The sequence below is a fragment of the Chitinophaga vietnamensis genome, from assembly GCF_902167635.1.
In the GTDB taxonomy this organism is placed as follows: domain Bacteria; phylum Bacteroidota; class Bacteroidia; order Chitinophagales; family Chitinophagaceae; genus Chitinophaga; species Chitinophaga vietnamensis.
In genome coordinates this window covers 38,751-60,259 of sequence record NZ_CABHMS010000009.1, presented here as the reverse complement: position 1 = coordinate 60,259, position 21,509 = coordinate 38,751, and the positions used below count along the sequence as shown (strand labels likewise).

Here is a 21,509-nt window from a genome sequence, read left to right as displayed (position 1 = left end):
TTTGCGGGATGGAGATTTTTGAAGATGATATCACCGCCGCCCTTCCTGTACTGCGCAATGGCGGCCTGATCGTATATCCGACAGATACTATCTGGGGCATCGGCTGCGATGCCACCAATGAAGCCGCTGTGAAGAAAGTATTCGCGCTCAAGCAGAGAGAAGAAAGCAAAAGCCTGGTAATACTGCTGGCCGATGTGCGCGACCTGCTGCACCATGTAGCCAACCCCAGGCCCGACATTGCGGAGATCATCAACGGATTTACCCGACCCACCACGGTGATCTATGAAGGCGCACTGGGACTGGCTTCCAACGTGATCAACGCTGATGGCAGCATCGCCATCCGTATCGTGCAGGACCCCTTCTGCCGGCATCTCATCAAACGCCTGCGGAAACCATTGGTGTCCACATCCGCCAATATCAGCGGAGCGCCCGCCCCTGCTACGTTTGCCGATATCTCCCCGGAGATCATCCGCGGCGCCGACTATATCGTGAAATACCGCCAGCAGGAAACCGCCACCCACACGGCTTCCCGCATCATCAGGATCGGAAAAGACGGATCAATAGCGATTATACGGGATTAAAGGCGTTTATTTCTTACATTTGCGCCCTGGTTTTAGCGAAAGAAAGGAAAAAAATAACAGCATAAGCAATTTATGATCAGCAACAAGCCGATGGATATTCCCTGCTCCCTGCAGGAAAGGAAAATGTTGGAGAAGATAGCGCTGGCCGCCCTCGAACTGGGCGTTCCCGCCTATCTGATAGGCGGCTTCGTGCGCGATAAACTGCTGGGCAGAAGAACAAAAGATATGGATGTTGTTTGCGTCGGCGACGGCATCGCACTCGCTCATAAAGTGGCCGCCACGCTAGGCGACAATGTCAACGTTAATTTCTTCAAAACATACGGCACCGCACAGATCAAATGGAACGATTTCGAAATTGAATTTGTCGGCGCCAGGAAAGAAAGCTACCGCCACGAATCCCGCAACCCGGAAGTAGTGGCCGGTACCCTCGAAGATGATCAGAACCGCCGCGATTTTACCATCAATGCACTGGCCATCAGCCTCCGCGATGAAGACTACGGCTCCCTCATCGACCCCTTTCACGGACTGGACGATCTCGAACACAAGATCATCCGCACGCCGCTCGCGCCGGCACAAACCTTCAGCGACGATCCCCTCCGCATGATGCGCGCCATCCGCTTCGCCTCGCAGCTGAATTTTAATATCGAGGAAAACGCTTTCAACGCCATCCGCGAAAATGCAGAACGTATCCGCATCATCTCGCAGGAAAGGATCACGGATGAATTTAACAAGATCATGCTCTCGCCCAAACCCTCGGTAGGACTGGACCTCCTCTATAAGGCAGGCCTCCTGAAGATCATCTTCCCCCAAATGATAGACATGGTGGGCGTGGAGATGTACGAAGGGAAAGGGCATAAAGATAATTTCTATCATACCCTGCAGGTGGTAGACAATATCTCGCAACATACCCGCGACCTCTGGCTCCGATGGTCCGCACTGCTGCATGATATCGGTAAACCCGCCACCAAAAAGTTTGAAGCAGGCCATGGCTGGACCTTCCACGGCCACGATGCCGTGGGCGGCAAAATGGTGCCCCGCATCTTCACCAAACTGAAGCTGCCCCTGGGCGATAAAATGAAACTAGTGAAAAAACTGGTAGAACTCCACCTGCGCCCCATCAGCCTCACGAAAGAAAATATAACTGACTCGGCTATACGCAGACTGCTATTCGACGCGGGCGATGATATCGACAGCCTCATGATGCTCTGCGAAGCCGACATTACCTCAAAAAATAAAGCCAAGGTTAAACGTTACCTCGAAAATTTCGAACTGGTCCGCAAACGCCTCAAAGAAGTGGAAGAGAGCGATCGTATCCGCAACTGGCAACCGCCTGTTACCGGGGAAATGATCATGGAAACATTCGCACTCTCTCCCGGCCGGATCGTGGGCGACCTCAAAAACGCTATCCGGGAAGCCATCCTCGACGGAGAAATTCCAAATACCTATGAGGCAGCCTATGCTTTTATGCTCGAAAAAGCAAAAGCATTCAATCTCACCCCAGTTAAATAAAATTGGTAATTTTACAGTGTTGAGTAGGTTAATGTGCTGTTGAAAAATTACCCTGCACTGAGGGCTAAATCTTTATATATTTATTCAACTTATAACCTAATTGTCATGCCGGTTTTGAAATTCAGAGTTTACTGGGAAGAAGACGAAAGTGTTTACAGAGACATTGCCATTAAGCCGAATCAGACGTTTTTACAGTTTCATCAAGCTATTCTGCAAGCATTCGAATTCGATTCCAAACATAAAGCCACCTTTTTCCGCAGTAATGACAACTGGCAGCGCGGCCGTGAGATCATCCTGGAAATGGACAAACAACCCCGCAAGGCAGAGCCCCTGCTCATGGCAGAAACAACCATTGCGGCGGCCGTAAAAGACCCTAACCAGAAATTCATCTATCTCTACGACTTTGCCAAAAACTGGTCTTTCCTGGTAGAGCTGATCGGCGTATCCAAAGATGAGAACAGTAAAGTAACCTACCCCGCCTGCGTACGCAAGGAAGGCCTGGCCCCCAGCCAGTACGGCACCAAGGGCCTTGTGGGCGACAAACTCGTGGAAATGGAAGAAAAATACGACCTGAACAAAGAAGGAATGGACGAAGACGGTTTCGGCGAAGAAGGAGAAGAAGATACCATGGGCAACGACGGTGCAGAAGAATTTGGTGCAGAGGAAGAGAGCGGATTTTAGACCATGCAGAAAACAGTGATCATCATAGCAGGGCCTACAGCCTCCGGTAAAACGGCTATGGCTATACGAATAGCGAAACTGTTCAATACCTCCGTTATATCTGCCGACTCCCGGCAATGTTATAAAGAAATCAGCATAGGCACTGCAAAGCCATCTCAGGAAGAGCTGGCGGCAGTGCCTCACTATTTTATCAACTCCCATTCCATCCGCGAAGAAGTGAACGCAGGGCTATACGAAAAACTCGCCCTGCAGTATGCGGAGGAGATCTTCCAACACAACGATATCGCCGTGATGTGCGGCGGCACCGGCCTTTACATCAAAGCCTTCGCAGAAGGCATCGACGATATGCCCGCCATCCCGCCCGGCATCCGCGAAGCGCTCAATATCAAATACGCCGCCTACGGCCTCTCCTGGCTGCAACAACAAGTGCAGCTCCTCGATCCGGCCTTCTACGCCATCGCAGAAACGCAGAACCCCGCACGCCTGCTCCGCGCACTGGAAGTGCTGGAAGCCACCGGCAGGTCCATCACGGCCTTCCGCACATCCACACAACGCCAGCGCGATTTCCGCATCATCAAAACCGCCATCACACTGCCCAAAGAGCTGCTGCATCAAAACATCCACCACCGTGTAGATCTCATGATGGAAGCCGGCCTCGTGGAAGAAGTGAAAGCCGTATTGCCCCATCGCCAACACAACGCATTACGCACCGTAGGCTACCAGGAAATATTCGATTACCTCGATGGCAAACTCTCCCTGCAACAAGCCATAGAAGATATTAAAACGCATACCCGCCAATACGCAAAACGCCAGCTCACCTGGTTCCGTAAAGACGCTTCATTCGCCTGGTTCGATTCCCGCGAAGCAAACGAAATGGAACTGTACTTACAGGATGCAGTAAGTGTAGATTGAGTTTCACGCAAAGGTGCATAAGCAGCAAAGAACGCAAAGCATATCTCTGCGTTCTTTGCTGCTTATGCACCTTTGCGTGAAAAAAAATATCACTGGTATCCCGGATTCTGCGGGAAGGTAGCAGGATTGTTCATGATATCGATCTCCTGTTGCGGAATCGGATATAACAGCCTGAATGCAGGCAGCGTCACTTTTTTATTTGCCAATATCTCCGATACAGCGCGATTGGTACGCACCAGGTCAAACCAGCGATCGCACTCAAAGGGCAATTCCAGACGGCGCTGTTTGTATACTTCCGCCCGGAAGCTGGACTGGTCGGGCAAATCGGCCGCTGTCAGTGCCGGCAGCCCCGCTCTCGTTCTTACATTGTTCAGGTACAGGAAGGCATTGCCGCCGGCGCTATAGCCTTGCTCATTCAGCGTTTCCGCCTGCAACAGCAACACTTCTGCAAAACGTAATACCGGGAAATCGTTGCCGGCATTGTTATTCACCGGCTGGTCCAGGAACTTGCGCGGCATGATGTTGGCATTGCCCGCCGGCTTCACAGGGTCCACCAACGTTTTACGCTGGTCATTGTCGCTATAGGCTTTGGTCAGCGTAGTATCAATGGTGATCACCTGCGAATTGGCATACCAGAAGCCATGATCCTGATTCGCAATGCCTTTGGCATAACGCACGGCAAATAATATTTCCGCGTGATATTTGTTGGTGGTGCTGAAAACATCCGCCACATTGGGCAGCAGGGAAAATACTTTGGAGTCGATCACATCCTGCAATACGCTTTGCGCTGCGGCATATTTTTTTTCATAGAGATATACCTTCCCCAGCAAACCCTTGGCAGCGCCGGATGTAACGCGACCCAGGTCTGAAGCGGGATAGGCGGCAGGCAGGTTGGCGGCTGCAAAAATGAGATCGTCTTCTATCTGTTTATACACGGCGGCTACATCATCGCGTTTCAGATTGACGGCGCTCACCGGGTCCACTACATTGGTGAGCAAAGGCACTGCGCCCCACAAACGCACCAGGTTGAAATAGTCCAGCGCGCGGATAAACCGTGCTTCTCCTTTGATGCGGTTTTTCAAAGCATCATCCATCTTGATCCCATCAATCGCGGTGATCACCGTATTACAACGGAAGATGCCATTGTAGATGCCGGTCCAGCTGGTATAAAAATTACTGTTGCCGGGATTGTCGGAGTAACGGTTGATCTGGTAGTTCTGTCCTGCATTGGACGAAGGATCCTGATCAGTGAAATTATCGGCACGGGCTTCCATCAGTATCTCGAAAGTAGCGCCATACTGGCTGCCCAGCGCCAATGATTCGTAACAGCCATTCACGGCGGTAATGGCATCATTGGGTGTTTTGAAAAAAGAACCCGGCGAAATCGACGAGGGTGGCGTCAGATCAAGGAACTCCTTGTTGCAGGACGCAAAAATGAGCAGCAGCACCGGAAGATATAACACATATTTTTTCATATTACTTGGATTGCTGGATTAGAAAGTAAGATTAAGTCCGAGAGAATAAGTGCGCGCCAGAGGATAAGAGCCATAGTCTTCACCGGCAGTCAGCGCATTATCAGTCCGGTTGCTGATTTCCGGGTTGAACAGCGAATACTTCGTGAAGGTGAAAGGATTCTGCACCGCGCCATACACGCGCGCAGCGCTCATATGCAGCCGCGTCATCAATGCGGACGGAAAATTATAACCGATGGCGATGTTGCGCACGCGCACAAAGGAGCCATCTTCCACATGCCAGGAAGAAGTAATACCATTGCCGCCCGTAGCCAGCCTGTTGGCCCGGTTGATATAGCCCGCACCGATATTGTCGGGAGACACAAAATGATCTTTCACAAAAGCAAGGTTGTTGAAATTGCCTTCCACATTAGCGATATAACGGCGGAAGAGGTTCAATATCTTGTTACCCTGACTACCTTGTATCGAGAAGCTCAGATCAAGCTGTTTGTATCTCACGGTATTGCTGAAACCAAAAATATACTTCGGCTGGAAACTGCCGATGATGGCCCGGTCGCTGGCATCTATCTTTCCATCTCCATTAATATCCCTGAACTTGAGATCGCCCACATAAGTAGGATTGCTGGTTTTGGCGGAAGCATCCAGGTCCGCTTTATCTTTATAAATACCATCGTTGATGTAGAGATAATAAGAACCGATGGGCTCCCCGATCCTGGTGATGAAGTAGGCATTACCGGTACCGCCGGTAGCGATGATCGGCGCACCGGAAGGACCGAGCTTTGTTACTTTGTTCTTGTTGAAAGCAATGTTGGCATTGCCTTCTATCGCCCAATCCCTGCTGATCTTCTTGTTCCACGACAAGGCCATTTCCACGCCGCGGTTATTCAAGGCGCCAACGTTCTGCAAATAGGTGCTGAAGCCGGAAGCGCCTGGCACCGGGAGGTTCAGCAGCAATTTGGTAGTGTTGGAATTATAAAAGTCAAGCGTGAGTTGCAGCACATCATCAAAGAAACCTGCTTCAAGGCCAGCGTCAAAGCTGGATGTATTTTCCCAGGTAAGGCCGGGATTGGCGGGAGATGTGATGGATACGCCATTTACCAATACCTGGTTACCAAGAATGTAATTGCTGTTGGTATTGCTCAACTGCGCCAGCGATCCGTAGTTCGGTATCTGGAAGTTGCCTGTCAAACCATAGCTGGTCCTGAGTTTCAGGGAACTGAGAAACATTTTTTTATTGAAGAAAGGCTCGTTGGATACCTGCCAGGCACCAGAGATGGCGGGGAAAGATGCCCATTTTTTGTTGATGCCAAAACGGGAAGACCCATCGCGTCTTACGGAGCCCGTCAGGAAATATTTGTCGGCATAACTATACTGCACACGCGCCAGGTATGAGTTGAGGCTCCATTGTTCTTGCGATGAAGCCCCGGCGCTGATCTGCCCTGCATTGAGCGTGGTTACAATATCGGTCGGGAAATTTGTGGCCGTTAAAGTATTGTGCTCCTGGTTTTCTTTCTGCACGGTAAAACCTGCCAGGGCATCTACTTTATGCTTGCCGAATACTTTCGCATAGCTCACTGTATGTTCTATCAGCCAGTTGGTATATTGATCGGTATTGGAGAAGCCGGTAGCCACGGAAGGCAGTGTGCCGGCGGGCAAGGGCAGGGTGGAAGGACGGTAATAATCTCTCCTGAAAGTATTAATATCTGTACCGGCTGCAATCTTGTATTTCAACCCGGGAAGAAATTCATACTCCATATAAGCGTTAGCCATCAGGCGGAAATTTTTGATCCGGTCTTTGATCAAAGTGGCTACAGCAACGGGGTTCAGCTGGTTGGTCTGGCCATAGCCCCACACATTCACCGAGTCGGCGAAAGTGCCGTCAGGATTGTATACCGGGAAGATCGGCGCATAGCCCAGCGATAAAGCGATCACGCCGGAGTTGGGCGCAAACCAGGGCCCTTCGGCATTCACCACACGGTTGTCGGTGAAGGATGGATTCATATTTACGCCAAAACGAAACTTCTTGCTGCCGCCATCGATCCGGAAACGGCTGGAATAACGCTTGTAGTTATTGTTGATCACGATACCATCCTGGTTAAGATAGTTACCGGAAAAGTAGTACGACAAACTCTCTGTCCCGCCGGAGATACTCAGCGTGTGGCTTTGCATGGGCGCTGATCTGAAAATTTCTTTCTGCCAGTCAGTATTTGTCAGTCCTGGCTTGCCTTCGAGGTAAGGTAATACCTGCGGAGGCACCCAGGTAGAGGGATTGCGCGGCCTCACGCTATTGGGGTCAGTGGGCTTGCCGGTGGGCACGGCGTCGAGATAGGCGTTGTTATGGCCATCATACACCAGTTTCGCATAGTCGTAAGCGTTAAGCACATCCACATGTTTGTTTACTTGCTGAATGCCGTAGTTCACATCATAATTCACAGTCATCCTGCCGGCGACGCCGCGCTTGGTGCGGATCAGCACTACGCCGGTAGATCCTCTGGAACCGTAGATGGCGGCGGATGCCGCATCTTTCAGCACATCAATAGAGGCGATATCATTTACATTGATGGCCGCCAGGGGGTTAAACGGTTGCTGGTAGCTGTTTACGCCGGGAGAGGCATTGCGGGTGTCATTGGTCACCGGGATGCCATCGATCACAAACAGCGGGTTGTTGCCTGCACTGATAGAGCCCACGCCACGTACGCGGATGGATACATTGCCGCCAGGTGCGCCATTGGTCTGCATCACCTGTATGCCCGCCATCTTGCCCGCCAGCGCCTGATCGAAAGAGGTAACGGCCTGCTGCCTCAGATCAGTGGAACGCACGGAAGCAACGGCGCCTGTCAGTTCCTTCTTGGTACGGGTGCCGTAACCCACTACCACCAGCTCATTCAGGCCGCGACTGGCCTCTTTCATTCTTACCAGCAAGAGGTTGCCTTCTCCTTCTTTCACCCGGAAACCATTGATGGTATTGTTCTCATAACCGATGAAGGTGAAAGTGAAATCGTATTCAGCGCCGGCTTTCAGTCCCAACAGCTGGAAAACGCCTTGTTCATTGGTGGTGGCATTATACTTTTCCTTGCCGTTATGCTGTCTAACGGTAACGGATACACCGATCAGCGGCTCGCCGCCTTCGCTCATAACGCTTCCCTTTACCAGCACGGGTTTAACGGCTTCCTGTGCTAAACTGTGCACCGCAAACAATAACAGTAAAAGAATGCGGGCGTACCCTTTTAAAAGTTTGATCATCTGATAGATATTTAAACAGTTTGGTGAATAGCCGGTCCTTCACATGTACCCGGTACATATGTGGGCCGTGACAGCGCCGGCGATGAATGATATTTATTACCTGCTAATGACGATACTGTCGCCCGCAGCCCGCATAGTGAGCTGATTCATGGCGCATATAGCCGAAAGGATATTTTTAAGTGAATCATTTTTCAGCACCGTGCCGGTGAAGTACAGTTCACTGACATCAGTAGCGTTATAATGAATGCGTTTGCCGAAATGCGCTTCCAGCTGGTGTAATACGCCGTCCATCGCTTCGTTGTTGAAGGATAGCACGACTATGTTGACAGCTGGCTTGCTGCCCGCAGCTGCGCTTACAGCAGTGCTGTTGGCGCTTCGCACGGCATAGGTATGCGTAAGTGTATTCACCGTGCATTGTTCACCGGGTTGCAGGTACACATCCCGGGCTTCGCCGGTATGCACGCGCACCTTGCCGGATGCCAGGCTGATGGCCACTTTGCCGGATTGCTGTGCATCCACAATAAAGCGGGTGCCGAGCGCAATAGTAGTGGTGGCGCCGGCAGCTACGGTGAAAGGCTGTTGCTCGTTGGCCTGCACGCTGAAATCGGCTTTGCCTGTCAGCGTCATATTGCGCGGCGTTTGCCAGGAGAGCGTACTGCCGGGGGCCAGCCGCACCACGGAGCTGTCGGAAAGGGTGATCACTTTTATTTTATCGCCCTGGTTGCTGATGCGATTCGTTGCTTGCGCTATGGTGGCCGCTTTCCGGCGATCCATACGTTGCAGGATCATCAGGGTGGTCACACCGGCGATGAGTAGCACGGCTGCTGCTACAGCAATACGTAGGAGTCCTGACCATATAGGCCGCAACTGTTGTGGCGCACCGATGCTGGCATGCAAGCGTTGGAGCATGGCAGCCGTTTGTTCCGGCGTAAGCACTTGCTCACGGGTGGCAAGGGCCTCGTCGAAGGCTGCACGCAGCTCCTGCCGCAGGGGAGCGTCTTGCTCCTGGCGTATCATCTCTTCCAGCCGTTCAATATCGGCGGCGGCGGCATTGCCAGCCCTTATCTGCGCTAATAATAAATTGATCTGTTCCATGCTTTCATCTATAAAAACTGAAAGACGAGGTAAAAGAGGGGGCAGGCGGTGTTACTAAATTATTAAGCCGCTTACTTTTGCAGGTAGATGGTGAGCAACAAGAGGCTGGAAACCGATGCAGTGGCCTGTTGAGAGGCAATGTAAGCCCTGATGAAATGAGTGGCTGCCTGCAGATATTCTTTAGCAGTATATGGAGAGATGCCTAAAACAGCCGCTGCTTCGGCAGTTGTTTTACCTTCCTGGCGGCACAGGCGGAAGATCATTTTTTTCCGGGGAGATAATTTTTCGATGGCATCATTGATGAGATGCAATTGCAACTCTTCAAGCGATGGCTGGTTTTCTTCTGTAAAGGCGGGTAGCGCTGGATGTTCCGCCAGCAGCCGCTTTTCGCGGGCGCTGTTCTTCAGGTACTGGATGGATTTATTATAGCTCACCACAAACAGCCAGCCGCCTGCATCGGCCATCAGGCCTGGTTTATGGCGGTTGTTCCATAAGGCCAGGAACACCTCTTGCAGAATATCTTCTGCCGCCTCCTGTTGTAACACCAGTTTGTATATATTCTTGAATACCGCATGATGGTACTGGTGATAGATAGCGTCAAATGCAGCAATATCAGCACTATTGAACAGCGTAACCATGTGGATCTACTTGTGTTTCGCGATAACCAAAGTTAATGAAGATAGGCAAAATTAATAAAGATAAAAACGTGACTATGTTATATAATAATTACGGATTACGAATTAATAATTACGGCCCACTGTGTACACACAGTGGGCCGTAATTATTAATTCGTAATCCGTAATTATTAAAACTTCAGTCCCATGGTCAACATGATATTGCTTCTGGTGAAGTCCATGGTAGCCGGAGGAGGCGTAAGGGCCGCCTGCTGCGTGGTGTAAGGATGGTATCTGTCTTTACCTTGCGCATAGCTGTAGGTAAGATCAACGTACAGCCCTTTGTTACGGAAGCCCAGGCCGCCGCTGTAGATCTTGCGGGAGGCATCTACGGTGCTGTTGTTGATATCGCGGTTATAGGCATCGCTGGTGTATGGGTTGCCATAGTAAGCAAAACCCGCTCTGGCAGCCAGGAAGGTGGCGAACTTGATTTCAGCGCCCACTTTCAGGTTGGAGACGCCCTGGTATAAATTGCTCACATTACTGTTGAGCGTTCTCTCAAAATTTTTATCATCGCTGATCCGGAATTTACTGGAGCCCTGGTTCACGTATTCATAATCGGCCGTGATAAAGCCTTGTACGGCTTTCGGATCTTTGATATTGCCGATGAAGTAAGAAGCGCCGCCCATGAAGCGCCAGGGCGTGGTGATGTTGAAATCATATTCCGCATTACCGCCTACATCGCTGGAGCGAACGGTGATATCCTGGTTAGGCGGGTTGAAATAATTTTCTGTATTAGCTGTCAGGTCTGCTGAATAGCTGTCGTGCAGGGAGTAATAAACTGGCGTATGTATCGCGCCGCCTACTCTGAGGCGATCCGTGAATTTATAGAGTACGCCTACTTTTGCGCCGATACCCAAACCGGTGCGTTTCAGGTAGAGGTTATAATCGAGATAGCTGAAATAGTTGTTCTTGTTGCCGGTGGCATCATCTTCCGAGATGGAAGTGGTTTCTTTATAGTTCACGCTCGGCAGGGAGATGGCTGCGCCGATGTAGAGGCGGTCGCCATAGTTGCCGCCGATAGCGAAATTATATTCATTAAGGCCGCCTTCTGTGGTCACGGTACCGCGTTGTTGTATGGTGATCGGGCCGCCGAAAGTACGGTCTGGCGTGGCCAGGCTGATGAGGTTAAGGCTGCCGGCGGTGGTCATGGTATCGATCACGCCGGTGCCGAAAGCGAGGCCGCCATCCAGCGGCATGCGGGTTTTGATATAATCTATCGTTTGTCCGCTCATCGCGTCCAGCCAGCTGTCGGTGATGGAGCTTTTGGTATTGTGACCTGCAAAGGCGAATTTATTATTGTAATTCGCCAGGCGGTTCATGCCCAGTGAAAAGGTGATATTGTTCCAGGAACTCGGCCCGCTGCCTTTGTTGGTGGCGAAGATCACGCCTACGTTAGGCAACTGGAAGTTCGTGCGGCTGCCGCTATTATCCAGGCTGCTGTTGCCGAGATAGGACGACTTGTTATTCGAAATGCCTACGCCGGCGGAGATCAGGAATTCGCCAGTCTTGAACATGGCAATACCGGCCGGGTTGGTGTATGCGGAGGAATAGTCACCTCCCAATCCTACAGATGCGCCTCCGAGAGCCTGTGTTCTCGCGGTTCCGCTGGGCTGTTGGTTAGACAGTAACAAGGCATCTGAGCTGCTCTGCGCCATCGCTGAAACGGAAAATAACAGACCTCCTAAAAGAGGATAAATTCTTTTAATCATATCAAGTATCTTAAAAAGATGAGAAGTGCCTGCAAGGTATGAAGTGCGGGCTACATGGTGTTCTCGTGGCTAAAACGTTTGCTGGTACGTAATTCGTATGAGGGTTAAAAAATAAGCGTAGTTTTTTAGGCTACGCTTATCTTGTAAAGATCTTTTATTAACGGCCACCTCTCGAAGGATGGGAGTATCCGCCGCCGCCACCGCCGCCGCTATTGATGCGGGAGCCGCCGGAGCTGGGAGGAGGAGAATAGCTCGGCGCCGGGTTGGATGGTCTGGAATATTCTACCCTGGAAGGACGGGAATAACCGCCGTTGTTGTTGCCGCCGTTCCATCCGCCGCCATTGGCAGGTCTGGAGATCATGGGCCTTTCAGAGCTGGAAGGTGCAAATATTCTGCGTGGCCTGTCGTTGCCGGATGCCGGGTTCACATAACCGCCATTGTTACCGCCGATCGGTTGTACGCCGCCGCGTGAAGGACGAACATAACCGCCGCCGCCGGTACCGCTGCCACCGCCGGTGTTGCCACTGTTGATGATTCGGTCATTATTTCTTCTCACCGGACCATACACAGTTGGACGGCTGTACCAACCGCCGCCGCCCCAGTAGCCGCCATGGCCCCAGTATCCGCCGGGATAGTAGCTGTAGTAAGGATTGTAGTAGTAGGGGTTATAGTAGCCGTAATAAGGCCAGCCCCAGCCGCCACCGTAGTAGCCCCAGGGGCTACCGTACCAGCCGCCGCCCCAGCCAAAGCCAAGACCCAGGCTGAAGGAAGAACCCCAGTAAGGGCTGTAACCCCAGCCAATGCTGCTGTACGGGCTCATGCCATAATAACTGTTGATATATACGTTGGGAGAATTATAACCATCCCAGTAATCGCCGGAATATTTGCTGGTGCTGCTGAAGCGGTCCAGTCTGCGCGCATAATCGCCCTGGTCCTCATCCTGGTACGTTACGTAAGTGCCGCCATCTTCATCAGCTGCTGCAGTACTGGTGTAGTAGGAGTTATCATCCTGGCGGGAATTGCCATTGGAGCCATCATTCCTCGCATAGGCATTTTGCTGCTGACGTGGAGAATAATACACATCATCCGGTGTGGAAGCGGTCTTATACGCACTGGAGCAGGCTCCTAATGCGAGCAGGCCGGCTAATGTGCATGTATATAGTATAGGCTTCATTTGAAATATATTTTTTGCGTGATCTGTATGGTAAATTTACTGTATTTTAACGGATTTCATTGCTACAAAGTTACAATAGTAAAGTTCAACCATTTATTTTAAACGAACTATTTGCACCTTTATGATTTTCATGTAGGTTTGTAGCATTTTCTTTTTAAATATCAGGGCAAAAATTAAGCCAATAACTAATATAAGCTGGTTAGAATACGATTAATTTTTGCTGGATAAATTAAGGGCTTAATAGCTGGAAAACAGTAATATATAAATCTGATAATTTTTTATGAGTAAAAAGATCACCGCCCGTTCGGAAGATTATGCAAAATGGTATAATGACCTGGTGCTGAAAGGCGGCCTGGCAGATTACTCTGCCGTAAGAGGATGTATGGTCATCAAACCTTATGGCTTCGCCCTCTGGGAAGCCATGCGCGACGTACTGGACCGCAAATTCAAAGACACCGGCCACCAGAACGCTTACTTCCCGCTGTTCATCCCCAAAAGCTTCCTCAGTAAAGAAGCCGCCCACGTGGAAGGCTTCGCCAAGGAATGCGCAGTAGTAACCCACTACCGCCTCAAAAATGATCCGGATGGCCATGGCGTGATCGTAGACCCCGAAGCCAAACTGGAAGAAGAACTCATCGTTCGCCCTACTTCTGAAACCATCATCTGGAATACTTATAAAGACTGGATACAATCGTACCGCGATCTTCCCGTTCTCGTGAACCAATGGGCCAACGTAGTACGCTGGGAAATGCGCACCCGCCTGTTCCTCCGCACCGCCGAATTCCTCTGGCAGGAAGGCCACACCGCCCATGCCACCGCCGAGGAAGCCATCGCCGAAACAGAACAGATGCTCGATGTATACGCCGACTTCGCCGAACAATACATGGCCGTGCCCGTGATCAAAGGCGTGAAATCGCCCAGCGAAAGATTCGCCGGCGCCGTAGAAACCTATTGCGTGGAAGCACTCATGCAGGACGGGAAAGCCCTGCAGGCCGGCACTTCCCACTTCCTCGGACAGAACTTCGCCAAAGCATTCGATGTGCAGTTCTCCAACAAGGAAAACAAACTCGATTACGTATGGGCTACCTCCTGGGGCGTATCCACCCGCCTCATCGGCGCGCTCATCATGGTGCACAGCGATGACGAGGGACTGGTACTGCCACCCCGTATCGCGCCGCTGCAAGTAGTGATCGTGCCCATCTACAAAGGCGCCGATCAGAAAACTGCCATCGATGAAAAAGTGAAAGGCATCGTAGAAGAACTGAAGCGTTTAGGCGTCAGCGTTAGATATGACGATTCCGATAATAACCGCCCGGGATGGAAATTTGCCGAATATGAAATGAAAGGCGTACCCGTTCGCATCGCTATCGGCGCAAGAGATATCGAAAACAACGTTGCCGAAGTAGCCCGCCGCGATACGAAAGAGAAAATGAGCCTCTCGCTCGATGGCCTCCCTGCCCGTATCCAGCAGCTCCTCGACGAGATCCAGCAAAACCTCTTCACCAAAGCAAAAACTTTCCGCGATGCCAACATCACGAAAGCAGACAGCTTCGACGAGTTCGTGAAAATACTGGATGAGAAAGGCGGCTTCGTATCTGCCCACTGGGATGGTACCGCCGAAACCGAAGAACAGATCAAGGAACGCACCAAAGCAACGATCCGCTGCATCCCGCTGAACAATCCGCAGGAAGCCGGCACTTGTATCCTCAGTGGTAAGCCCTCCACACAAAGAGTGCTCTTTGCCCGCGCCTACTAATATTTGTAATTGCTGTATCTCCCGCAATGGCAGGGGATACAGCAATTATTAACCATTAAATCTACCTGATGCCTTTTATCCGTCACATACTGCTATGGATGCTGGCCATCCTTTCCGTAAGTACGGCAACATTGGCCCAGGGCCTGATGATCCGCAATTACAACGTAAAGGACGGACTGGCAAATGCCACAGTATATACTGCTGTTCAGGATAAAGATGGTTTCATCTGGTTCGCCACCCCCACCGGCGTCAGCAAGTTTGATGGTAAACGCTTCCGCAACTACTCCAAAAAAGATGGTCTCACCGATAACGATGTCGTAAAACTCGCCGCCGATTCAAAAGGGCGCGTATGGTTTCTCACCCTCAGCGGCAAGCCATCTTTCTACTATCACTCCGTGATACATAATGAAGACAACGACTCCTCGCTGACCTTCAACAACCGTAGCCATTACATGCAGTATGCCTTTGAAGATTCCGCACATGCTGTGTGGTTCCTCAATTCCAACAACCGCGTGCTGTTTTACAATGGCCGCAAAATGGAATACGGCAAACTGGGCGATGCCAATACCGACCCGCTTTTCATGCTGCGCAATGCCCATATATTCCGGTCGCTCATGAACGCTTTCCAGGTGGAAAGTCTGCACGATATCAATAACCCCGATCAGAAAATATTTCCCGTATCGCCCTATCCAATAACAGACGGAGATTTTAAAGCGCATATCCGCAGTAATCCTATCGTACTGCTGCGCAACACGCTCTATTCTTTCTCCGCAAAAGAAGCGGTATGCTTTTTCAACGGTGCAGAATGGGGCATCCGGGAAGATATCAGCAATGTTTGTATCGACAATGATAACCTCTGGATCGGCACCCAGCGCGCATTGTACTACCTCAAAGGTTTTTTCAGGGGAGAGAAGAAAGTGACGCGCCTGCTGGAAAATCATTACATCACTTCTTTGTTGAAAGACCGCGATGGCAATATCTGGATCTCCACCTTCGGAGATGGCGTCTACTATATTCCGTATAAAAATTTCTATTTCAGTTATCTCGATAACACCAATGGTCTTTATTCTCACTCGATCTTCAGTATCTACAAAGATAAACGCACGGATCTCCTGCTGATCGGGCAAAACGCCGGCATCCTCAATACCATCGATGCACATGGCAGTATCCGGCAATTCATGCTAGACACTACCACCGGCCGTAACAGCCTGCTCTCCATCTTGCCGTATAAAGATAATAATGTACTGATCGGTACAGATAATGGCCTCTTTCAATTCAATACAACTTCCCAAAAGGCCACCCGCCTCAAAGCGGTGAAGATGCTGAAAGATGTGGATGTGTCGCCTTCCGGCAAGATCCGCATTGCCGCCAAGAACCAGGTGATTGCGCTGGACGATTATTCCATCAACGATCTTGATATGCTCGTTACTTCTGTGGCTTGTATCAATGATTCGTCGTACTATGTAGGCACCAACAACGGCCTGTATTTCTGTTCCGACCGAAACCGGCAACTGTTGCGGCCCGGCAACGATACACACCTGCGCCAGAGCATCAAAGACCTGAAATGGATTGATGGCTACCTCTGGATCGGTACTTCCGACCAGGGCATTTATGTGATGCATCATGATTCAGTGGTGAAGCACCTTGCCTCTGTAAATAATCTCGCCAGCGATATCTGTCAGCAATTATATTATGATGGGGCAGGGCATCTGTATGTGGCCACCAATCACGGTGTTTCCGTGATCGATGTGAAAACGCAGACCATTATCCGCAATATCACTTCCAACGATGGCCTCTCTTCAGATGATATCCGTGGCGTGTTCAATGACGACGGATTATTGTATATCGCCACTTCCAACGGGCTGTGTTATTTCAGGGGAGACAATATCCCGGTGGATTCGGTGCCGCCGGTGATCTACCTCAGTAATATCCGCTATGGCGACAGTACCTTCCTGCCAGATCAGAATTTTGTGCACCTGTTCCGCCGCAAAGCCTCGTTTGAAGCGGAGTTCGGCACAATCGTATTCGACTTGCCGGACCTGGTAGAGTACCAGTACAATTTCTCCGGCGACTCTACTACCGGTTGGGTAACTACGATGTCTAATATCATTCCATTCCCCGACCTGCAACCTGGCGCTTACAAGCTGATGGTGAGGGCCCGCAAATACAAGAGTGACTGGAGCCAGCCGCTGGGCATCAATATTAATATCCTGCCGCAATGGTACCAGCAGTGGTGGGCGAGAGGCATTGTGCTGGTATTGGGGCTGCTGCTCATCCTCGTGATCCTGCGCTATATCGTGCGTCGTATCAAACAGGCAGAGAAGCGCAAAACAGAGTACAACCGCCGCATCGCAGAGCTGGAAGCCAAAGCATTGACCAACCAGATGAACCCGCATTTCATCTTTAACTCGTTGAATTCTGTTCAGCATCTTATCCTGGAAAAAGAAGAGAAACAGGCGTTGAACTTCCTGGCCGACTTTGCCACACTGATGCGGCAGATGCTCAATAACTCCCGCAAATCATATATATCATTGGAAGAAGAGATCGCTTTCCTGACCCGTTACCTCGAACTGGAAAAGATTCGCTTCGCACATTCTTTCACGTATCATTTTATTCTGGAAGATGCGTTGAAGGACTATACGATCTATATTCCGCCCATGATCATACAGCCCATTGTAGAGAACGCGATCAAACACGGACTGGCGCCAAAGAACAGCAGCGGCTACCTGGAGATCAGGCTGGAAATGGAAGGGGACCTGTTATATTGCTCTGTGGACGACGACGGGATTGGTTGGGATAAGTCGAACAGCATCAAAAGTTCAAGGCTCATCAAGCATGAATCCACTGCACTGAGCGTGATTAAGGAGCGTTTGCAGATTATAAAATCTTTTAATGGAAATGTTGGAAAGTTAGAAATTATTGATAAATTTAAATCTGGTTTCGGCAATAAGGAAGGTACCTTAGTTGAAATTCTGATTCCCATTGTTAAGATGTTATGAGTAATATTAAAGCTGCCATTGTAGACGATGAAGTCCGCAACATTCATATTTTGCGCAATATCCTCGAAAACTATTGTAAAGATGTAACGGTAGTTGGCGAGGCGCAAAACATTCATGAAGCGGCAGAAATGATCAAGAACAACCCCATTGATGTACTGTTCCTCGATATTGAGATGCCCCCTCATAATGGGTTCCAGTTACTCGAAATGTTCCCTGTTCTGAATTTCGAAGTTATTTTTATCACTGCATTTCAGGAGTATGCGTTGCAGGCCATCAAGTTTGCTGCATTGGATTATCTGCTGAAGCCCATCAAGGTGAGCGAGGTGGAAGATGCGCTGGAGAAAGTGAAGAAAAGCAAGAAGGGCCGCCTGAACGAACTGGCCTCTATCCTGAAAGATTATGTCAAAAATAATGATAACGCTTTTTCCAAGATCGTGATCCCGGTGAACGATGGTTACAATGTGATCGATCTGAAGGATATTATCTATTGCGAAGCTTTCGACAGCTATACAAAAATCCAGCTGATCAACAATGTTTCTCACCTGATCTCCAAATCATTGAAGGAGTACGAGGAAATGCTGTCTGACAAAGGCTTTTACCGCGTGCACAAATCTTTCCTCATCAATATTCATCATATCGTCAAGATCATCAAAGGGCTGGGAACGGCTGTGGTGATGAGCGATCAGAAAAATATTCCTATTTCATCGCGAAAGAAAGATGAATTTTTCACTCAACTAAAAGGAGTAATCAACCTGTAGAAATTTTGGGATGGGAGAATTTAGGAATGGGAGAATTTATTTGAAACACTATCTCTAATAAATTCTCCCATTCACAAATCCTCCCGTCCCAAAATATTTAGAAGCTTTCGCTGGAGGTTCCGGCTACATTGATGTTGTAGTAGTATACGTTGCTGCCTCTCTCGGGATATAAGCCAATCAGTTGTACGCTTTTTTGTTTGTCGAGCACGGTGGCCAGTTCTTCGGGGCTGGTAACGCTGGTGCTGCCTGCCTTTAGGATCAGGAATCCTGGCGCCATGCCTGTTTGTTTTTTGATGATACCATTGCTGATATTGCTGACCCACACACCGCCACGCACGCCGAGGCGGCGGGCATCGTCTTTATCGAGGGAGGAGAGATCGGCGCCCAAACGGTCCAGGGTGGTCACTTTCACCACATCGGTATTACCTTGTATGTTGCGCAGCACTACGTTGTTAGCGGTCATTTCTTTGTTGTCGCGCAGGAAAGTGATGCTGATCTTGTCGCCGGGTTTGTAACGGGCTACCTGTTCAGTCATTTGTGAGGGGCCTGCGATGGCAATGCCATTGATCTTGACGATCACATCGCCGGAGCGGATGCCGGCAGCTTTGGCGGAGCCGTTGTCGGTAACTTCATTTACCTGTACGCCAACCACATCCCTTTTCACGCCGATTTCTTTGAGTTGATCATCGGAAAGAGAGGCGATCATGGCGCTGGGCACGTAGGTGATACCGAGGTAGGCGCGTTGTACGCTGCCATATTTCAGGAGATCGTTGACTACTTTTTTGATAAGGTTTACCGGGATCGCGTAGGAATAACCTGCGTAAGAGCCGGTGGGTGAGGCGATGGCGGAGTTGATGCCGATCAGTTCACCGTTGGTATTAACGAGGGCGCCGCCGCTGTTGCCCTGGTTCACGGCAGCATCGGTCTGGATAAATGATTCGATGGCGCTGTTCCTTTTGCCGCCGCTTTTGTTGATGCCGATGGAGCGGGATTTAGCGCTCACGATACCGGCGGTAACGGTGGCGTCGAGGTTCAGGGGATAGCCTACGGCGAGTACCCACTGGCCTATCTCTACATTGTCGGAATTGCCGTAAAGTAAGTAGGGAAGGCCTTTAGCGTCGATCTTGATTACGGCGAGGTCGGTGCTGGGATCGGCGCCGATGAGTTTGGCCTTGTAGGTTTTGCCGCTGTTGCTCAGGGATACGTTGATATCGTCGGCATCATCGATCACGTGGTTGTTGGTCACGATGTAGCCATCATCAGAGATCAGTACGCCGGAGCCGGAGGCCATCTGGCCGGGGATGTAGTATTTACGGCCATCTCCGCCGCCATTGAATTCGTCGCCAAAAAATTCGTCGCCGAAAAGGTCCTGCAAGATGCTGCGTTTGCGTTGCAGGTTATTGCCATTGGTGATCTGGCGTGGATTGATCTTTGTTTTGATGTGCACCACTCCGGGAACGGCCGCTTTGGCGGCATTGGTGAAATCGGAGGGCGGGGTGGCTGCGCTGTGGCCTTCAGTGCCGGGCATAAAGCGCGCATAGTTTACGGGGATGTCGTTAGAGCCGTTCTGGAAAAGTCCTGCCTGTCTTTGCTGAAAATATTTGCCGTACACAAATATGGCGGCAGCGGCAGTTACAAAACTGATGAGTACAGTTGCAACAATTTGCTTGAATTTCATATTATAGTGTGTTTAGCGTTGTGGTTCAACTAAAAATATAACGTCGGGATGTCAACAATTTACATGCCTCCGATACAAATTTAATCGCGGCGCGATATCAAACGTATAGTCTGCTGTTCACTTTAACAGATTTTTAGATCAATCGTTAATCAAAGCCAAAACAGGTGCGCATTTGCACTGACAATATAACAACAAAATAAGACAAATTGTTAGCGATAAAAAACGATCATGGCGGATTGTCAGATGCGCCATGATCATCTTTTTATTTAAGACCCAGCATGAACGCCATTGTATCTACGCCATCGGCGTAGTCGTTGAGCGATGGCTGCTGTGCATAACCAAAAGGCGTGAAATCCTGTCCTACCAGGCATTGCAGCACTTCGTTGCCGGAAAGTTCTTTTTCCAGGGCCTTGATATCGGTGTAGTAACTGTAATGCAATACGCTGAGCGGGGAGAAGAGGGAATCATCTTCATGTAACAGCACTGTGCCATTGGTGAGGTAAGGGCTGTTGTTGAGCAGCAGCAGCGCCAGGTTATAATCGTAGTTGTTCTTGTATTTGTGATGGTCCATCAGCCAGGCGTATTTATTGAGCGCATCCAGCAGGGGCTGGAACTGGTAGCCCTGTGGTACAAATACTTTGGTGACGTTGCGGCATCCGAGGCCGAAGTACAGCATCACATCATCGGCAAGCGCTTCGAGCTGCTGCGGCGTTTCGGCGCCGGTGAGCACAGCGGCGGAGGTGCGGTTATGCCGGATGATATGCGGATATTTTGAAAAATAGTACTGGAAATAACGGGAAGAGTTATTGCTGCCCGTAGCGATATAGGCTTCGCAATCCTTCAGCATATCCTGTACGGTGGTTTGCGCTGCTGTAGCGGGATACCACTCGTTCATCTTTTCAAGGATATGTTTCATCAGGATCTCATCCTTACCGGAGAGTTTCAGCTTCACCTCGTGGCCGCTGATAAAGCCGCAGAGCCAGTCGTGGAAGCCTACCAGGGGAATATTACCTGCCGCTACGATGCCTACTTTGCGGGGCGTGACGGCATCCGCAGCTGCGGGATATTGTTGCAGCCAGGCCTCCAGGGCAGCGGGTTCCAGGAAATATTGGCAGATGTTATCCAGCGCCTTGTCAACAAATTCAGGAATAAACCATCCATTGGCGGTATATGCCCGCTGTTTCGCTGCTTCCAGTTCCGGACTCTTACTGGCCAGGTACTGGCCCAGGCGCACCAGCGCTGCTCTTTTTTCTGCTATGTTCATG

The 21,509-nt window shown here is 50.3% G+C and carries 15 protein-coding genes; 7 read left to right on the top strand and 8 right to left on the bottom strand.

Translation table 11 applies throughout. The features are described 5' to 3' along the window. Window positions 1–8 precede the first annotated feature (8 nt). From FPG75_RS22010 to miaA, 4 genes are all read left to right on the top strand, one after another. Window positions 9–581, top strand: a complete 573-nt coding sequence (locus tag FPG75_RS22010) for an L-threonylcarbamoyladenylate synthase (protein ID WP_143310009.1) — start codon at window positions 9–11, stop codon at window positions 579–581. Window positions 582–653: 72 nt separating this feature from the next. After that, on the top strand, window positions 654–2,090 hold the full coding sequence (locus FPG75_RS22005; RefSeq protein WP_236652875.1) for a CCA tRNA nucleotidyltransferase: 1,437 nt from the start codon (window positions 654–656) through the stop codon (window positions 2,088–2,090). Between the two features lie 105 nt (window positions 2,091–2,195). Continuing rightward, entirely contained in the window at window positions 2,196–2,771 is a 576-nt protein-coding gene (locus FPG75_RS22000; RefSeq protein ID WP_143310007.1) for an IS1096 element passenger TnpR family protein, read from the top strand. Between the two features lie 3 nt (window positions 2,772–2,774). Further along, entirely contained in the window at window positions 2,775–3,683 is a 909-nt protein-coding gene (gene miaA, locus FPG75_RS21995; RefSeq protein WP_143310006.1) for a tRNA (adenosine(37)-N6)-dimethylallyltransferase MiaA, read from the top strand. Window positions 3,684–3,772: 89 nt separating this feature from the next. On the opposite strand, the gene FPG75_RS21990 is transcribed toward miaA, so the two are convergent. From FPG75_RS21990 to FPG75_RS21965, 6 genes are all read right to left on the bottom strand, one after another. Further along, complete coding sequence (locus FPG75_RS21990; protein ID WP_143310004.1) at window positions 3,773–5,158, bottom strand: RagB/SusD family nutrient uptake outer membrane protein; 1,386 nt, start codon at window positions 5,156–5,158, stop codon at window positions 3,773–3,775. A gap of 18 nt (window positions 5,159–5,176) precedes the next feature. Beyond that, entirely contained in the window at window positions 5,177–8,398 is a 3,222-nt protein-coding gene (locus FPG75_RS21985) for a SusC/RagA family TonB-linked outer membrane protein (RefSeq protein ID WP_143310002.1), read from the bottom strand. 96 nt (window positions 8,399–8,494) lie between these two features. After that, window positions 8,495–9,493, bottom strand: coding sequence for a FecR family protein (locus FPG75_RS21980; protein WP_143310000.1), 999 nt, complete (start codon window positions 9,491–9,493; stop codon window positions 8,495–8,497). 71 nt (window positions 9,494–9,564) lie between these two features. Continuing rightward, window positions 9,565–10,131, bottom strand: coding sequence for an RNA polymerase sigma factor (locus FPG75_RS21975; RefSeq protein WP_143309997.1), 567 nt, complete (start codon window positions 10,129–10,131; stop codon window positions 9,565–9,567). A gap of 167 nt (window positions 10,132–10,298) precedes the next feature. Further along, window positions 10,299–11,879 (bottom strand): OmpP1/FadL family transporter, encoded by a 1,581-nt coding sequence (locus FPG75_RS21970; RefSeq protein WP_143309995.1) that lies wholly within the window; start codon window positions 11,877–11,879, stop codon window positions 10,299–10,301. 157 nt (window positions 11,880–12,036) lie between these two features. After that, window positions 12,037–13,053 (bottom strand): hypothetical protein, encoded by a 1,017-nt coding sequence (locus FPG75_RS21965; RefSeq protein WP_143309993.1) that lies wholly within the window; start codon window positions 13,051–13,053, stop codon window positions 12,037–12,039. 280 nt (window positions 13,054–13,333) lie between these two features. Between FPG75_RS21965 and proS the strand changes: the two genes are divergently transcribed. The 3 genes from proS (at window position 13,334) to FPG75_RS21950 (ending at window position 18,566) form a co-directional block, all read left to right on the top strand. Next, a complete protein-coding gene (proS, locus tag FPG75_RS21960) occupies window positions 13,334–14,809 on the top strand; it encodes a proline--tRNA ligase (RefSeq protein ID WP_143309991.1) in 1,476 nt (491 codons plus the stop codon). Between the two features lie 68 nt (window positions 14,810–14,877). Beyond that, on the top strand, window positions 14,878–17,808 hold the full coding sequence (locus tag FPG75_RS21955; protein ID WP_143309989.1) for a sensor histidine kinase: 2,931 nt from the start codon (window positions 14,878–14,880) through the stop codon (window positions 17,806–17,808). Continuing rightward, window positions 17,805–18,566: a LytR/AlgR family response regulator transcription factor gene (locus FPG75_RS21950; RefSeq protein ID WP_143309987.1), complete on the top strand. Its 762-nt coding sequence runs from the start codon at window positions 17,805–17,807 to the stop codon at window positions 18,564–18,566. The genes FPG75_RS21955 and FPG75_RS21950 overlap by 4 nt, the downstream gene beginning before the upstream one ends. Window positions 18,567–18,663: 97 nt before the next feature. On the opposite strand, the gene FPG75_RS21945 is transcribed toward FPG75_RS21950, so the two are convergent. Beyond that, window positions 18,664–20,244, bottom strand: coding sequence for a trypsin-like peptidase domain-containing protein (locus FPG75_RS21945; RefSeq protein WP_143309985.1), 1,581 nt, complete (start codon window positions 20,242–20,244; stop codon window positions 18,664–18,666). Window positions 20,245–20,506: 262 nt separating this feature from the next. Further along, window positions 20,507–21,508: an acyl-CoA reductase gene (locus FPG75_RS21940; protein ID WP_143309983.1), complete on the bottom strand. Its 1,002-nt coding sequence runs from the start codon at window positions 21,506–21,508 to the stop codon at window positions 20,507–20,509. Window position 21,509: the final 1 nt, after the last annotated feature.

What these genes read in the sequence shown, in the direction of transcription:
- FPG75_RS22010 (WP_143310009.1), top strand. Translation starts at nt 9, where the DNA reads ATGGAGATTTTTGAAGATGATATCACCGCCGCCCTTCCTGTACTGCGC.
- FPG75_RS22005 (WP_236652875.1), top strand. Translation starts at nt 654, where the DNA reads ATGATCAGCAACAAGCCGATGGATATTCCCTGCTCCCTGCAGGAAAGG.
- FPG75_RS22000 (WP_143310007.1), top strand. Translation starts at nt 2,196, where the DNA reads ATGCCGGTTTTGAAATTCAGAGTTTACTGGGAAGAAGACGAAAGTGTT.
- miaA (WP_143310006.1), top strand. Translation starts at nt 2,775, where the DNA reads ATGCAGAAAACAGTGATCATCATAGCAGGGCCTACAGCCTCCGGTAAA.
- FPG75_RS21990 (WP_143310004.1), bottom strand. Translation starts at nt 5,158, where the DNA reads ATGAAAAAATATGTGTTATATCTTCCGGTGCTGCTGCTCATTTTTGCG.
- FPG75_RS21985 (WP_143310002.1), bottom strand. Translation starts at nt 8,398, where the DNA reads ATGATCAAACTTTTAAAAGGGTACGCCCGCATTCTTTTACTGTTATTG.
- FPG75_RS21980 (WP_143310000.1), bottom strand. Translation starts at nt 9,493, where the DNA reads ATGGAACAGATCAATTTATTATTAGCGCAGATAAGGGCTGGCAATGCC.
- FPG75_RS21975 (WP_143309997.1), bottom strand. Translation starts at nt 10,131, where the DNA reads ATGGTTACGCTGTTCAATAGTGCTGATATTGCTGCATTTGACGCTATC.
- FPG75_RS21970 (WP_143309995.1), bottom strand. Translation starts at nt 11,879, where the DNA reads ATGATTAAAAGAATTTATCCTCTTTTAGGAGGTCTGTTATTTTCCGTT.
- FPG75_RS21965 (WP_143309993.1), bottom strand. Translation starts at nt 13,053, where the DNA reads ATGAAGCCTATACTATATACATGCACATTAGCCGGCCTGCTCGCATTA.
- proS (WP_143309991.1), top strand. Translation starts at nt 13,334, where the DNA reads ATGAGTAAAAAGATCACCGCCCGTTCGGAAGATTATGCAAAATGGTAT.
- FPG75_RS21955 (WP_143309989.1), top strand. Translation starts at nt 14,878, where the DNA reads ATGCCTTTTATCCGTCACATACTGCTATGGATGCTGGCCATCCTTTCC.
- FPG75_RS21950 (WP_143309987.1), top strand. Translation starts at nt 17,805, where the DNA reads ATGAGTAATATTAAAGCTGCCATTGTAGACGATGAAGTCCGCAACATT.
- FPG75_RS21945 (WP_143309985.1), bottom strand. Translation starts at nt 20,244, where the DNA reads ATGAAATTCAAGCAAATTGTTGCAACTGTACTCATCAGTTTTGTAACT.
- FPG75_RS21940 (WP_143309983.1), bottom strand. Translation starts at nt 21,508, where the DNA reads ATGAACATAGCAGAAAAAAGAGCAGCGCTGGTGCGCCTGGGCCAGTAC.